Source organism: Micromonospora lupini str. Lupac 08, from assembly GCF_000297395.2.
GTDB lineage: Bacteria > Actinomycetota > Actinomycetes > Mycobacteriales > Micromonosporaceae > Micromonospora > Micromonospora lupini.
The window spans coordinates 6,916,616-6,929,567 of record NZ_HF570108.1 but is presented as its reverse complement, the minus strand read 5'-3'; the positions used below and the strand labels follow the sequence as shown (position 1 = coordinate 6,929,567).

General features: G+C 73.3%; 13 protein-coding genes. 9 read left to right on the top strand and 4 right to left on the bottom strand.

Features of this window, described 5'->3' with window-relative positions; genetic code table 11:
* The first annotated feature begins 16 nt into the window (after positions 1–16).
* The 4 genes from MILUP08_RS32855 (at position 17) to MILUP08_RS32840 (ending at position 2,807) form a co-directional block, all read left to right on the top strand.
* Positions 17–556, top strand: coding sequence for a DUF3180 domain-containing protein (locus tag MILUP08_RS32855; RefSeq protein ID WP_007466092.1), 540 nt, complete (start codon positions 17–19; stop codon positions 554–556).
* A 118-nt stretch (positions 557–674) separates the two neighbouring features.
* Positions 675–1,889 (top strand): hypothetical protein, encoded by a 1,215-nt coding sequence (locus tag MILUP08_RS32850; protein ID WP_007466090.1) that lies wholly within the window; start codon positions 675–677, stop codon positions 1,887–1,889.
* 52 nt (positions 1,890–1,941) lie between these two features.
* On the top strand, positions 1,942–2,250 hold the full coding sequence (locus MILUP08_RS32845) for a hypothetical protein (protein ID WP_007466088.1): 309 nt from the start codon (positions 1,942–1,944) through the stop codon (positions 2,248–2,250).
* Between the two features lie 56 nt (positions 2,251–2,306).
* Positions 2,307–2,807, top strand: a complete 501-nt coding sequence (locus MILUP08_RS32840; protein WP_007466087.1) for a hypothetical protein — start codon at positions 2,307–2,309, stop codon at positions 2,805–2,807.
* A 42-nt stretch (positions 2,808–2,849) separates the two neighbouring features.
* On the opposite strand, the gene MILUP08_RS32835 is transcribed toward MILUP08_RS32840, so the two are convergent.
* Entirely contained in the window at positions 2,850–3,854 is a 1,005-nt protein-coding gene (locus MILUP08_RS32835) for an ABC transporter ATP-binding protein (protein ID WP_039907054.1), read from the bottom strand.
* Positions 3,855–3,856: 2 nt separating this feature from the next.
* Between MILUP08_RS32835 and MILUP08_RS32830 the strand changes: the two genes are divergently transcribed.
* The 4 genes from MILUP08_RS32830 (at position 3,857) to MILUP08_RS32815 (ending at position 8,569) form a co-directional block, all read left to right on the top strand.
* Positions 3,857–4,543 carry an ABC transporter permease gene (locus MILUP08_RS32830; RefSeq protein WP_007466083.1) on the top strand — a complete coding sequence of 229 codons (687 nt, stop codon included), beginning with the start codon at positions 3,857–3,859 and terminating at the stop codon, positions 4,541–4,543.
* Entirely contained in the window at positions 4,540–5,277 is a 738-nt protein-coding gene (locus MILUP08_RS32825; RefSeq protein ID WP_007466081.1) for an ABC transporter permease, read from the top strand. The genes MILUP08_RS32830 and MILUP08_RS32825 overlap by 4 nt, the downstream gene beginning before the upstream one ends.
* A 246-nt stretch (positions 5,278–5,523) precedes the next feature.
* Positions 5,524–6,504: a glycine betaine ABC transporter substrate-binding protein gene (locus MILUP08_RS32820; RefSeq protein WP_237747217.1), complete on the top strand. Its 981-nt coding sequence runs from the start codon at positions 5,524–5,526 to the stop codon at positions 6,502–6,504.
* Positions 6,505–6,613: 109 nt separating this feature from the next.
* Entirely contained in the window at positions 6,614–8,569 is a 1,956-nt protein-coding gene (locus MILUP08_RS32815) for a hypothetical protein (protein ID WP_007466077.1), read from the top strand.
* A gap of 30 nt (positions 8,570–8,599) precedes the next feature.
* On the opposite strand, the gene MILUP08_RS32810 is transcribed toward MILUP08_RS32815, so the two are convergent.
* From MILUP08_RS32810 to MILUP08_RS32800, 3 genes are all read right to left on the bottom strand, one after another.
* Positions 8,600–9,787 (bottom strand): NADH-quinone oxidoreductase subunit D, encoded by a 1,188-nt coding sequence (locus MILUP08_RS32810; protein ID WP_007466075.1) that lies wholly within the window; start codon positions 9,785–9,787, stop codon positions 8,600–8,602.
* Positions 9,784–10,776, bottom strand: coding sequence for an SAM-dependent methyltransferase (locus MILUP08_RS32805; RefSeq protein ID WP_083916098.1), 993 nt, complete (start codon positions 10,774–10,776; stop codon positions 9,784–9,786). Before MILUP08_RS32805 ends, MILUP08_RS32810 begins: the two co-directional genes overlap by 4 nt.
* A 458-nt stretch (positions 10,777–11,234) precedes the next feature.
* Positions 11,235–12,146 (bottom strand): SDR family oxidoreductase, encoded by a 912-nt coding sequence (locus tag MILUP08_RS32800; protein WP_007466069.1) that lies wholly within the window; start codon positions 12,144–12,146, stop codon positions 11,235–11,237.
* A 120-nt stretch (positions 12,147–12,266) separates the two neighbouring features.
* On the opposite strand from MILUP08_RS32800, the gene MILUP08_RS32795 reads away from it, so the two are divergent.
* Positions 12,267–12,833 carry a TetR family transcriptional regulator gene (locus MILUP08_RS32795; RefSeq protein WP_007466067.1) on the top strand — a complete coding sequence of 189 codons (567 nt, stop codon included), beginning with the start codon at positions 12,267–12,269 and terminating at the stop codon, positions 12,831–12,833.
* Positions 12,834–12,952: the final 119 nt, after the last annotated feature.

Genomic DNA, 12,952 nt, shown 5'->3' with positions numbered 1-12,952 from the left:
AGTGGAGCCGGCCGGCATGACGCAGGCGAAGTCCCCACCACCGGGCGGTCCGGGGCCGGACCGGTCGCGGATGGGCCCCACCCGGATCTCGACCCTGGTCGTGGCCGCCCTGGGTGCGGCGGCGGTGGCCTGGCTGCTGATCAGCACCTTCTACTACAGCGGCATCCCCCGTCTGCCGTGGCTGCCGGTGGTGACACTGGCCGCCCTCGCGGTGCTGGAGGCCTACGCGGCCGTCAACACCCGCGGTCGCATCGAGCGCAAGCCCGGCCGGGATCCGGTCAACCCGCTGATGGTCGCCCGGTTCGTGGTGCTGGCCAAGGCGTCGGCGCTGGCCGGGGCAATCTTCGCCGGTTTCTACGCCGGGCTCGGCGGGTGGCTGTTCGTCGAGACCACCCGGGCCGCCATCGGGGACCGGCCGGCCGCCGGGGCCGGGCTGGTGGCGTCGCTGGCGCTGGTCGGGGCCGCATTGTGGCTGGAGCGTTCCTGCCGGGTCCCGGAGCGCCCGGACGACGAGCACGAGCCGGACCAGCGTCAGAGCCGTCCCGGCCAGCGCTGAGCAGGGGGTTACGCCTGGCTCCGGGCGCGGGTACGGTGCCTCCGATCGGAGAGCAACGGCCGCCCCCGATCCGTCCGTGCGCCGGACCGGGACGGCCGGCCACTGGGGAGGCGGTGCCATGGGGTACGAGGACACGGGCCGGGACCCGTCGGTCGAACCCTCGTCAGGGGTTCCTGCCGCCGTCCTGGAGAACGTCTTCGACGATCCCACCCACGGCGAGCCCGGTCGGGACCGCGTCGGCGTGCACGTGTACTGGGAATTCCTGCTGCTCGTCGGTCTCGTCGCCCTGGGCTGGCTGCTCTGGCGGGCCGATCCGGACGCGCTGCGCGGCGTCGGCCTGCGCACGTTGCTGGTCGGCGCGGTAGGCCTCGGGCTGCTCGCTCTCGCCGCCGGGCTGAGCCTGCGCACCGCCGTGCCCAACCTGGCCGTCGGGCCGGTCGCTGTCGCCGCCGCGCTGCACTACGCGGAACAGGGCGACCGGGGTCTGGCGACGTCCGTGGGGTCGGCCGTCGTGGTCGCCGCGGTGGGCGGTCTCGTGTTGGCCCTGGCCGTGGTGGCGCTACAGGTGCCCGCCTGGGCGGCGAGCCTGGCCGGAGCGGCAGGCGTCGTCGTGTACATCGAACGTCGGTCGACGTCGATCCTGGTGCAGGGGGACTACGACCCGAGGCGTACGGCCGGCTATCTCTTCGCGGGGTTCGCCGCCGTGGCGGTCCTCGGCGGTCTGTTCGGCACGATCAGGTCGGTTCGCCGGCTGGTCGGTCGGTACCGACCGGTGGCCGACCCGGCCCGTCGTCGGGGCACGCTGGCCGCCGTGGTCGCCGCCGTCGCGCTTGTCGGCTCCACGGTGCTGGCCGCGCTCGCCGGTGTCCTGCTCGCCGCCAACGGCCCCGGGGCTGTCACACCCACCTCCGGGTTGGACTGGACCGTACTGGCCATCGGCGTGTCCCTGCTCGGCGGCACCAGCGCGTACGGCCGCCGCGGCGGGGTGTTCGGCACGGTGCTGGCGGTCGGCCTGGTCACCGTCTTCCAGGAGTACGCGCCGGAGCGCGACCTGACGGTGAGCTCGTGGACGGTCGGTGGGGTGGCGCTCGGCGTCGGGCTGCTGGTGACCCGGCTGGTCGAGAGGTTCGGGCGGCCCCGGCCGGGCAGCGTGGAGAAGGTCGAGCCGGTCGGCGACGGCACGATCAGCACGGGGTGGAACGTGCCCCGGTCACAGCCGGCGGACAACTGGCCTCCGACGCTGCCGACACCGCCCGCCCCGGAACCGGCCGACCCGTGGCGTGACCCCCGCTGGGAGACCGGCCCGCGGCGCTGGGACGCCGACGACAGGTGAGCCGTGTCCCGTCCGCCGAGCCGGCGCTGATCTCGACCGTTAGGCTCGCCGCATGACCGATACACCTGCCGCCACCCCCGGCGGAACCTCGTTCGAGGAACTCGACGCGCTGTCCACGGAGGAGCTGCGGGAGCGGGCGTTCGCCCGGGCCCGGGAGAGTCGCGACGTGGGGTTCTACTGGTCGGTGCTGCGGCACCTGCCGAACGCGGACGAGGCCACGGTGCTGGACGGCGCGCCGAACTCGATCGGCCCGACCATCGACGAGGCGAACGCCCTGTGGCGGGAGCTGACCGGGCACGGCTACGAGGAGTCGGCGCCGCTGCTGCGGGCCGCCTTCATCGACTACCTGCTGAAGCACTGAGCCGTTCGGGGCAGCCCAGGTCCGCCCGGCCGGCCGGCACGGGACCTGGGCGGATCATGGGACTCGTCCGTAGCGGCCCGGTCAGCGGCTACGGGACGGCGGCCGGCACCGGCGCACTCGCGGCTCTGCTGCTGGTCGGCATCTGTGGCAGCCCGGCGTACACCGGCTGGGCCGCCGCGACACTTACCGACCCGGACTCGGCCGGCGGCTTCTACCTGCGCCTGCTGGCCTGGCCGGCCTGGCGGCTGGACGCGGACGGGCAGGCCGGCGGTCTGTTCGCCGCCGACCTGCGGGCCGTCGCGCTCGTGGTCCTCGCGGTGGCGCTGCTCTACCTGCTGCCCGCTGCGCAGGTGGCCCGGGTGCCCGGCCCGGTCAGCCAGTTCTTCTCCGGCTGGGCCGCGTACGTGCTGGCCGGCGGGCTCGCCGCCGTGCTGGCGGCTCTGCTCGGCCCGGACCCGTCGCTGCTGGCGGCGCTGCAGGACGCCAGCAGTGGCGCCGGCTACGGCTTCCTCACCGGCTGGATCATCGGCACCGCGAGTCTCGGCGGGCGCGCCTGATCAGAGCGACGCCGGCGGGGGCGGGTGCCGCCGCCGGCCGGGTCAGCCCGTCGTACGCCCTAGGTCGAGCAGGCCCTGGCGGCTGAGCGCACCCACCGGGCGGCCGTCGTCGGTCACGACGAGACGGTCCCGTCCCGACGTGAGCAGCACCGCCAGCGCGTCGTACGCCGTGCCGTCCAGAGCCACCGTGGGCAGATCGGCGGGCGCGTCCCCGGGCACCGGCTCCAGGGACTCCCGGTCGAGCGGGGTGACCGCCAGCCGGCGGATGCCCCGGTCGGCCCCGACGAACTCGCGGACGAACGGGGTGGCCGGCGCGCCGAGCAGGGCGGCCGGCGTGTCGTACTGCTCGAGATGCCCGCCCTGGGAGAGCACCGCGATCCGGTCACCGAGCCGGACGGCCTCGTCGAGGTCGTGGGTGACCAGCACGATCGTCTTGCGGACCTCGGCCTGGAGGCGGAGGAACTCCTCCTGCAGGCGGGCCCGGACGATCGGGTCCACGGCCGAGAACGGCTCGTCCATCAGCAGCACCACCGGGTCGGCGGCGAGCGCGCGGGCCACGCCGACCCGCTGCCGCTGCCCACCCGACAGCTCGTGCGGGTAGCGGCGGCCGAACTGGGCCGGGTCCAGGCCGACCAGGTCGAGCAGCTCGTCGACGCGGGCCCGGGTGCGATCCCGGGACCAGCGGAGCAGGCCCGGAACCGTTGCCACGTTCGCCCGGACCGTCTGGTGTGGAAAGAGGCCCACGTTCTGGATCACGTAGCCGATCCGGCGGCGTAGCCGCACCGGGTCGACGTCGGTGACGTCCTCGTCGCCGAGCATGATCCGCCCGGCCGTCGGCTCGATCAGGCGGTTGACCATGCGGAGCACCGTCGACTTGCCGCAGCCGGACGGGCCGATCAGCACCACCAACTCGCCGGCCCTGACGTCCAGGCTCAGCTCCCGCACGGCCTCGGTGCCGTTCGGGTAGCGCTTCTGGATGCCCTGCAGGGAGATCGACGCCGCGCGAGGGGATTCGGCCACGCTGGCAACCTCCGGGGTAACGTCCACGTATGTCCTTCCGCCTGAGCTACCGGGCCGACCCGGGTAACCCCTGGTTCTCCTGGCAGTACGTGCGGGACAACTCTGACACGATCCTCGCTGCCGTGCGTGAACACGCCTCCCTCACGGGACGCGCGGTGTTGATCGCGGTGTTGATCGCCCTGCCGTTGTCCGTGCTCGCGTACTGGGTCCGTCCGCTGGCCGGCCCGATCCTCGGCGTCACCGGCGTGATCTACACCATCCCGTCACTGGCGCTGTTCGCGTTCATCGCTCCGTACCTGGGAACCGGCGCCACCACCGTGCTGGTCGGGTTGGTCCTGTACGCGCTGCTGCTGATCGTCCGCAACGTGGTGGCGGGGCTCAACCAGGTGCCGCCGGAGGTCGGCGAGGCCGCCGAGGGCATGGGCTATGGCCGGTGGCGGCGGCTCTTCCGGATCGACCTGCCGTTGGCCATCCCCGGCATCCTGACCGGGCTGCGCCTGGCCACCGTTTCGACCGTCGCGCTCGTCACCGTCGGGGTGCTGGTGGGGCACGGCGGCCTCGGCCAACTGATCTTCGCTGGCTTCCAGAACAACCTCTACAAGGCCGAGATCATGACCGGCACGGTGCTCTGCGTGGCGCTAGCGGTGCTGCTGGACCTGCTGCTGGTCCTCGTCGGCCGGCTGGTCACCCCCTGGTCCGCGCGGGGTGTCCGGTGAGCGCCGCGGCGAACCCCGTGCACCAGGCGGTGCTCTGGCTCAACGACCCCCTGAACTGGAGCAACCCGGGCGGCATCCTGGACCGGCTCGGTGAGCACCTGACGATCTCCGCCCTGGCGGTGGCGCTGGGCTGCCTGGTGGCCTGGCCGGTCGGGCTCTGGCTCGGGCACGCGGGCCGGGGCGGTGGCCTGGTGGTGCTGGTGTCCAACGCCACACTGGCCATTCCCACCCTGGCGCTGCTGACCATCCTGCCGCTTACCTTCCTCGGCTTCGGGCGTACGCCGGTGGTGGTGGCGCTCGCCGTCTTCGCCGTCCCACCGCTGCTGGCAAACGCCTACACCGGCGTACGTCAGGCCGATTCGGAGGCGCGCGACGCGGCCCGCGGGATGGGCCTGTCCGGCGGGCAGTTGTTGCGCCGGGTGGAGCTGCCGCTCGCGGTGCCGTACCTGGCGGCCGGCTTCCGGACCGCCGCCGTGCAGGTCATCGCCACGACAGCGCTGGCCTCGTTCGTCAACGGTGGCGGTCTCGGCGAGATCATCCGCACCGGCTTCGGTCTGAGCATCGCCGCCGGTGGCGGGCAGATCGTGGCCGGTGGTGTGCTGGTGGCCGGGCTGGCGCTGCTTGCCGAGCTGCTCCTCGGGATCGTGGAACGCCTGGTCACTCCCCGTCCCCTTAGGCGCGGGCGGCAGCGCGCGGGCCGCGCCCGGCCCGCCGACGCCACCGGCCGCGCCTGACGCGCCGTCCTCCGGTGGTCCGTCCGGGTGAGTGGCCGCCGAAGCGGCGACCAGCGGCGGGCCGGTCGGTGACGATGCGGTGACGAAGCCCATCTCAGGTTGTCGGTCGCTCGCGGACCATGTTGGGTGGAAGTTGCGGGCGGCCGACAGTCAGGATCGCCCGTCGGACACGCGGCCGGCCCGGGACGGGCCGCGCCGGGACACGGAAGGCGGGCGGCACACATGCGCGCACGTACACGTCTGGCGATGGGCGCCATCGGCGCCGTCGCCGGGGCAGCACTGCTCACCGGGTGTGGTGATGCCGGCTCGTCCGGCACCGACGCCCCCCAGACGAGCGCCTCCGGCGCCGGGTGCGCACCGGTCGCCGGTCAGCAGCTCATCGCTCTGACGGACGACAAGAAGCTCCAGAACTCCGACAACGTCATCCCGGCGGTCAACAGCAAGGTGGCCAACCCGCAGGTGATCGCCGCTCTGGACAAGGTCTCCGCGGCGCTCGACACCCCGAAGCTGGTCCAGCTCAACAAGGCCGTCGACGCCGACCGCAAGACCCCCAAGGTGGCCGCCGAGGAGTTCGCGAGCGCCAACAACGTCACCGCGGGCATCGCCAAGGGCCCGGGTGGCGAGATCGTGGTGGGCGCCGGCAACTTCAGCGAGAGCCAGACGCTTGGTGAGCTGTACCGGATCGCGCTCACCGCCGCCGGTTACCAGGTCAAGGTGCAGCAGATCGGCAACCGGGAGCTGTACGAGCCGGCGCTGGAGAAGGGCGAGATCCAGGTCGTCCCGGAGTACGCGTCGACAATGGCCGAGTTCCTCAACACCAAGGCCAACGGTAAGAACGCCCAGCCGGTGTCCTCGCCCGACATCAACACGACGGTGACCAAGCTCAAGGCCGAGGGCGACAAGGTGGGCATCACCTTCGGCACCCCGGCCGCCGCGCAGGACCAGAACGCGTTCGCGGTCACCAAGGAGTTCGCCGACAAGTACGGCGTGCGGACCCTCTCCGAACTGGCCGCGAAGTGCTCCGGCAGCGCGACGGTGCTGGGCGGCCCGCCGGAGTGCCAGCAGCGTCCGTTCTGCAAGCCGGGCCTGGAGAAGACGTACGGGCTCTCGGTGGGTTCGTTCTCCTCGCTGGACCAGGGCGGGCCGTTGACCAAGAACGGGCTGCGTGAGGGCAAGATCAGCGTGGGTCTGGTCTTCTCCTCGGACGGCGCCTTCGCCACCAGCTGAGGCTCCTTCGGGTGCGTCGCGGACGCCCTCTCCCCGTCTCGGAGCGGGGGCGTCCGCGCGTCCGGGGACCCGTTCCCTCCGGTGGGGATCGTCGGTAGGCTGCACACCCATGCCAGCCCCGGTCACCCCCGACGTCCGGCGTCAACCGCTGCTGCTGACCGTGCTCTTCTGGGGCGGCGTGGCCCTGGCCCCGGTGGCGGCGCTGATCCTTCTGGTCGCTGACGGTAACGGTCCGCTGCGCTTCGCGGCGGTGCTCGCCATCGTGGCGGTGGTCCTGATCGGCCTCTCCATCGCGTTGCGCCCCGACGGTGACGACGCTCGCGCCGATGAGCTGCTGGACGAGATCGAGGAGCTGCGCCGGGAGTTGCGCGCCGAGATCGTCGCCGCCGCGCAGCGCGGCAACCAGGCGCTCGACCAGGCGCAGCGGGCCCAGGAGGGGATCGCCGCGGTCCGCCGCCGCCTGGATGCCACCGGAGCGGCCCTGGCCGGAGCCACCCCGGCGGTCGAGCCGGCGGGTGCTGGTCGTGTGCGGGCGCCGGCCGCCGACCCGGTGGACGAGGCTCCGGCCGTCCGCAGTCGGATGCCGGTCCCCGGCGAGACGCCGGCCGCCCGGGTCCGGATGCCGGGCGCGGACGAGTCCGCCGGGCGGGTTCGGGGCCCGGCTCCGGACGAGGTCGCCGGGCGCGTGCGGGTGCCAGCTCCGGACGAGGTGGCCGGTCGGGCTCGTGGCCTGGGTCCGGACGAGGTGGCCGGTCGGTGGGGCCGCGACGAGCGCGCCGACGACGAACCGGCGTACCGTCACCGCGCCGCCGCCGACGCGCCCCCCGAGCCGACCGCCGGCGGTGTGTACGGCTCCGAGCGGCCCGCGTCCGGGTACGCCGCCGCGCCCCGCCCCCGCGAGCACGACCGCCCGCGTGAGCACGACCGCCCGGAGCCGGCGCATCGGCCGGTCGGCGTGGTCCGGCACACCGAGACCGTGCACGTGACCACCCGGCACACTGTTGTGGACGGCGGCCCGGCCGAGCCGGGCGGGCGCTACGGGGGTGGGTACGCCGGCCAGTGGACCGCGCCGGCCCAGGAATGGACCCGGGGCGGCGGCACGGAGGGCCGTGCCCGGCCGGCCGACCAGTCGTGGGACGAAGCCGAGAGCCCTCGGCCCCCGTACGCCGACGACCGGACTCGTCCTGCCGACGACCGGGCTCGCCCCGTCGAGGACCGGTCCTGGGGTGGTCCGCGGCCCGCCGCACGGGGTGACTCCGGCTGGAGGGGCGCACGGGACGGCTCGGGCCGGGACCGACCCGGGCCCGACGCCGGCGACGAGAAGGCGGGATGGACCGCTCGCCGCGACGAGCCGGAGTGGACCGGCCAGCGCGACGCGTACGCCCAGTCCGACGAGCCCGCCTGGGGTGGCCGAGCGCCGCGCGACGACCGTGGCTGGTCGGAGCAGGCCGAGCCCGGCCACGCCGGTGCGCCGCAACCCGGTCCCGCGCTGCGGGCGGACGACACCGGCGAGTACTGGTCGCAGCTGCGGGCCGGTGACCGCTGGGCGGCAGTCCGGGACGACGAGAACGGCCGTGAGCTGCACGTCGGGGAACGTCGGGCCAAGGTGCACGCCGACGCCACGGGCACCGAGTACCGGGTGGCGGACCGCTGGGCGTCCGTCCGCCACGAGGACCCGCGCCGCCACGACGACCAACGCCGCCACGACGACCAACGCCGCCACGACGACCAACGCCGCCACGACGACCAACGCCGCCACGACGACCAACGCCGCCACGACGACCAACGCCGCCACGACGACCAACGCCGGCAGGACGACCCGCGCCGGCACGAGGACGCACGCCGGCACGAGGACGCCGGCTGGCAGGACGACCGCCGGCCGGCGTTGCCGGTCGGTGGGGTACCCGTGCCGGACGAGTGGCGCCCGCCGCGCCAGCGCGGCCACGAGCCGGAGCCCGCCCCCGAGCGGGCCGGCCGCCGCCGGGTCGAGGAACGGTACGGCTACCCGCCGCAGGACGACGTGCCGCGTGCCGGCGGCGCCCCGGTCACCGACCGCTGGCGCTGACGCTGACCTGCGGAACGGCCCCGGCCCCGCTCACTTGTCGATGTCGCCGACCACGAAGAACATCGAGCCGAGGATGGCGATCAGGTCCGGCACGAGGCAGCCGGGGAGCAGGGTGGCCAGCGCCTGCACGTTGGCGTACGAGGCGGTGCGCAGCTTCAACCGCCAGGGAGTCTTCTCGCCGCGCGACACCAGGTAGTAGCCGTTGATGCCCAGCGGGTTCTCCGTCCAGGCGTACGTGTGTCCCTCCGGCGCCTTGAGCACCTTCGGCAGCCGGGTGTTGATCGGCCCGGTCAACCGGTCCACCCGGTCCAGGCACTGCTCGGCGAGATCAAGCGAGACGTACACCTGGTCGAGCAGCACCTCGAAGCGGGCGTGACAGTCCCCGGCGGTCTTCGTCACCACCGGCACGTCCAGCTCGTCGTACGCCAGGTAGGGATCGTCGCGGCGCAGGTCCAGGTCTAGCCCGGAGGCTCGGGCCACCGGACCGGACGCGCCGAACGCGGCGGCGTCCGCGGCGGACAGCACGCCCACGCCGACCGTACGGGCCAGGAAGATCTCGTTGCGCCGGATCAGGTGGTCCAGGTCGGGCAGCCGCCGGCGTACCTCGCCGATCGCCGCGCGCGCCCGCCCGGTCCAGCCGTACGGCACCTCCTCCTTCAGCCCGCCCACCCGGTTGAACATGTAGTGGATCCGGCCGCCGGAGACCTCCTCCATCACCGCCTGGATGGTCTCCCGTTCCCGGAAGGCGTAGAAGACCGGCGTGATCGCCCCGATCTCCAGCGGGTAGGAGCCGAGGAACATCAGGTGGTTGAGCACCCGGTTCAGCTCGGCGAGGGCCATCCGCAGCCAGGTGGCCCGCTCCGGCACCTCCATGCCCATCAGCCGTTCCACGGCGAGCACCACACCCAGCTCGTTCGAGAACGCCGAGAGCCAGTCGTGCCGGTTGGCCAGCACGATGATCTGCCGGTAGTCGCGCACCTCGAAGAGCTTCTCCGCCCCCCGGTGCATGTAGCCGACGATCGGTTCGCAGGCGATGACCCGCTCGCCGTCGAGCACCAGCTTCAAGCGCAGCACGCCGTGCGTCGAGGGGTGCTGCGGGCCGATGTTCAGCACCATGTCGGTGCCGAGCTGCTGATCGCCGGTGCCGGCGACCAGGCCGGCCCCGGTGCCGACGGTCAGTTCACGAAGGGCCCCGGCGTCGGTGGTCATGCCCGTCATCGTGCCACGGCCGGCCCGAACGGGATGCCGACCGGTTGGCGCAGCCACAGGTGTCCGCCGAGCCCGGCCGGGTCGGTCAGCTCGGCCACCGCCGACGCGGCGGCCAGCGCCCGCACGTAGCCGGCCGGGTCGACGCCGGCCAGGCTCAGCGGCGGTCGCCCGCCGTCGGCCCCGAGCGCCCGCAGCGCCTCGGCCTGCGAGACCAGGGAGTACGCACACCGGGCGACCGCCGCGCCGGCGGAGGCGACCGAGTCCATGGCCACGTGCGCTGTCACATCACTCGACCCGTCCGGCACCGGAGGCACCTGCCGCCCACCCCGGTACCCGGTCAACGTCCCGTCGACGGGCCGCCCCTCCCGCAGATGCCCGTAGTCCACCGCGACAGCCAACCCTCGGCTGATCCTGCCGACCGCATCCGCCCAGGCCTCGTCCCTGGTCCGGCCGATCTCGGCGTGCTGTTGGTTGCTGTGGGGGGTTTCCGGCTGGTCGCCGTGGGGGGTTTCCGGGCAGCCCGGCCGGCTCCGGGCGGTCAGGCTTGATCCCTGCGCCGGCCGGGCTGCCCGGAAACCCGACTCGCTCTCGCTGGTCGGGTCCGTCTCGGTCAACCCCGAGGTCGAGTCGCCCTCGCCGGTAGGAGGGCTCGTGGTGCCCGAGGTCGGGTCACAGTCGGCGGTGGCAGGGCTCGTGGTGCCCGAGGTCGGGTCACAGGCGGCGGCGGGAGTGCTCGCTGTGCTGGGCCACCAGGTGGTCAGCCAGTCGAGGTCAGCAGCGTCGACCAGTTCACCAACCGACTCGGCGCCGCTCTCCGGGTCGACCAGCACATATCGCCAGCCGTCCTCGCTGTGCACCGCCACGTCCAGCGGGACGTTGTCCAGCCACTCGGTTGCCAGGAGCACTCCGGTGATCTCGGCGGGGATCTCGGCTGTCCAGGTGATCTCTTCGGGCAGGTTCGCGGGACGGGGCGCGTACTCCACTGCTGTGAAGCGCACACGGGCCGCGAGGGACGGACGGGCGGCGACCGACGACGGCTCGTCGGGGAACCGACGGACGGAGGCCGTGGGAGTCGGGGTTTCCGGGGAGCCCGCCCGCGCAGGGATCAAGCCTGACCGCCCGGAGCGGGTGGGCTCCCCGGAAACCCCCACCGCAAGCCCGACGAGAGCCCGCAGCAGCTCCCCCCGCCCCGCCCCCACGTCGACAACATCAAGGCGGGCAGGGTGGCCGAGGGCCGCGTCGACCTGAGAGACCAGCCGTAGCAGCGCGGTGGCGAAGGCCGGGGAGGCGTGCACGCTGGTGCGGAAGTGGTCGGCCGGCCCGGCGCCGGCGACGAAGAAGCCGCCCGGCCCGTAGAGCGCGTGAGTCATCGCGTCCCGCCACCGGACCGGCATCAGTTCACTCCGCGTTGCTGCGTCACCGTGCCGACCCTACGGTCCGGGCTGCCGTCCGTTGGTCACGCCTGGAAGTAGTGCCCTTCGTTCAGGTCGGCGATCAGGTTGGGGTGGGCGGGGGTCCAGTCCAGCAGCTCGCGTGTAACGGCGGACGACGTCGGGTTGTCCAGCTGCGCGAACGTCCCGAGGAAGCCGAAGTACCCGTTCGCCTCGTCGGGGCTGATGCTCCGGACCGGGATGTCGAGGTTGCGGCCGATGGTCTCGGCGATCTGCCGGAAGGGGACTCCTTCGTCGGCGGCGCCGTGCAGGCGCGTACCGGCCGGGGCCTTTTCGAGGGCCAGTCGGTACAGCTGGGCGGCGTCGAGCGTGTGCACGGCCGGCCACCGGTTCGCGCCCTCGCCGACGTACGCGGCGTACCCGTGCTGCCGGGCGCTCGCGATGATTGTGGGAATGAAGCCGAGGCGGTCCAGCGAGCTGTGCACCGTGGGCGCGAGCCGGATGACTGAGGAGCGCACGCCGCGGGATGCGAGCCCGGCCACGAAGTTCTCCGCGTCGATCCGGTAGCCGCCGCCCGGGAAGGTGTCGCCTTCGGTGCCGGGGCGGCCGACGATGCCGCCCAGCACGAGCATGGCTGTCCCGCCGGTGCCGACCAGGGGCTTCCCGGAGTCGGCCAGGGCGTCGGCGAGTGCCGTGAGAGCCGCCAGGTCGACCTCGGCGGCGCCGGCCAGGTCGCCGTTGACCATGAGGTCGTGGCGGAACGCCAGGTGGATCACCCCGTCGGAGGCGGCCGCCTCTTCCCGAAGGACGTCGAGGTCGGACAGGTCGCCGCGGCGTACCTCGGCGCCGAGCTTCTCGATCGCGGCGGCGGAGGTGTCGGAGCGGGCCAGACCGACGACGTCGTGTCCGGCGGAGAGCAGGTTCGGCACGACTGCGGAGCCGAGGTGGCCGGAGGCGCCGGTGACGAATACGCGCATGGTGGTTCCTTTGTGAGAGGGGCATGTCGCCTTGTGACATCACCGTACCTCGCGATGTCGCGATGTGACATGGCTCGGTCGGAAAGAATGTCGCAACGTGACATCGGATACCATCGCCGCATGGCCCGCTGGCAACCGGACGCGCGCGGCCGCCTGGCGGCGGCCGCCTTCGAGCTGTTCCGCGAGCGCGGCTTCGAACAGACCACTGTCACCGACATCGCGGCCCGCGCGGGCCTCGACAAGCGCACCTTCTACCGACTGTTCGGCGACAAGCGCGAGGCGCTCTTCAGCGGCGGCGAGCAGTTGGAGGCGGTGCTGGTCAAGGCGGTGACCGAGACGGGCGCCGGCCCGTTCGAGGCGGTCGTCGCCGCCTTCCGCCTGGTGGCGGACGAGATCTTCGCCGACCGCCTCGAGCTGGTCCGAATGCGCCAGTCGATCATTGCCAGCAGCGCCGAGTTGCAGGAGCGTGAGCTGCGCAAGATGAGTTCGCTGACGGCCGCGGTCGCCGCCGCCCTGCGTGCCAAGGGCCTCAGCGCGACGACAGCCGCCCTGGCGACCGAGTCCGGCGTCACGGTTTTCCGGGTCGCGTACGCCCGCTGGGTCGCACCCGACAGCGATGCCTCGCTCGCCGATCTGATCGCCGAGGTGGCCGCCGAACTGCGCACGATCACCTCGGCTCCGGGCTGAGCCCGACCGGTCACCCACCGAGCCCCTCCTGCGGTGGTGAACGTTTTCACACCTCCTGTTTCGGCCCCGTGACACGGGCGCATACTTGCGATCGACCGGTACCCCTTCTCGAGGACTGG

Coding starts and splice junctions, on each gene's coding strand:
- MILUP08_RS32855 (WP_007466092.1), top strand. CDS start 17: ATGACGCAGGCGAAGTCCCCACCACCGGGCGGTCCGGGGCCGGACCGG.
- MILUP08_RS32850 (WP_007466090.1), top strand. CDS start 675: ATGGGGTACGAGGACACGGGCCGGGACCCGTCGGTCGAACCCTCGTCA.
- MILUP08_RS32845 (WP_007466088.1), top strand. CDS start 1,942: ATGACCGATACACCTGCCGCCACCCCCGGCGGAACCTCGTTCGAGGAA.
- MILUP08_RS32840 (WP_007466087.1), top strand. CDS start 2,307: ATGGGACTCGTCCGTAGCGGCCCGGTCAGCGGCTACGGGACGGCGGCC.
- MILUP08_RS32830 (WP_007466083.1), top strand. CDS start 3,857: ATGTCCTTCCGCCTGAGCTACCGGGCCGACCCGGGTAACCCCTGGTTC.
- MILUP08_RS32820 (WP_237747217.1), top strand. CDS start 5,524: ATGGGCGCCATCGGCGCCGTCGCCGGGGCAGCACTGCTCACCGGGTGT.
- MILUP08_RS32815 (WP_007466077.1), top strand. CDS start 6,614: ATGCCAGCCCCGGTCACCCCCGACGTCCGGCGTCAACCGCTGCTGCTG.
- MILUP08_RS32810 (WP_007466075.1), bottom strand. CDS start 9,787: ATGACGGGCATGACCACCGACGCCGGGGCCCTTCGTGAACTGACCGTC.
- MILUP08_RS32800 (WP_007466069.1), bottom strand. CDS start 12,146: ATGCGCGTATTCGTCACCGGCGCCTCCGGCCACCTCGGCTCCGCAGTC.
- MILUP08_RS32795 (WP_007466067.1), top strand. CDS start 12,267: ATGGCCCGCTGGCAACCGGACGCGCGCGGCCGCCTGGCGGCGGCCGCC.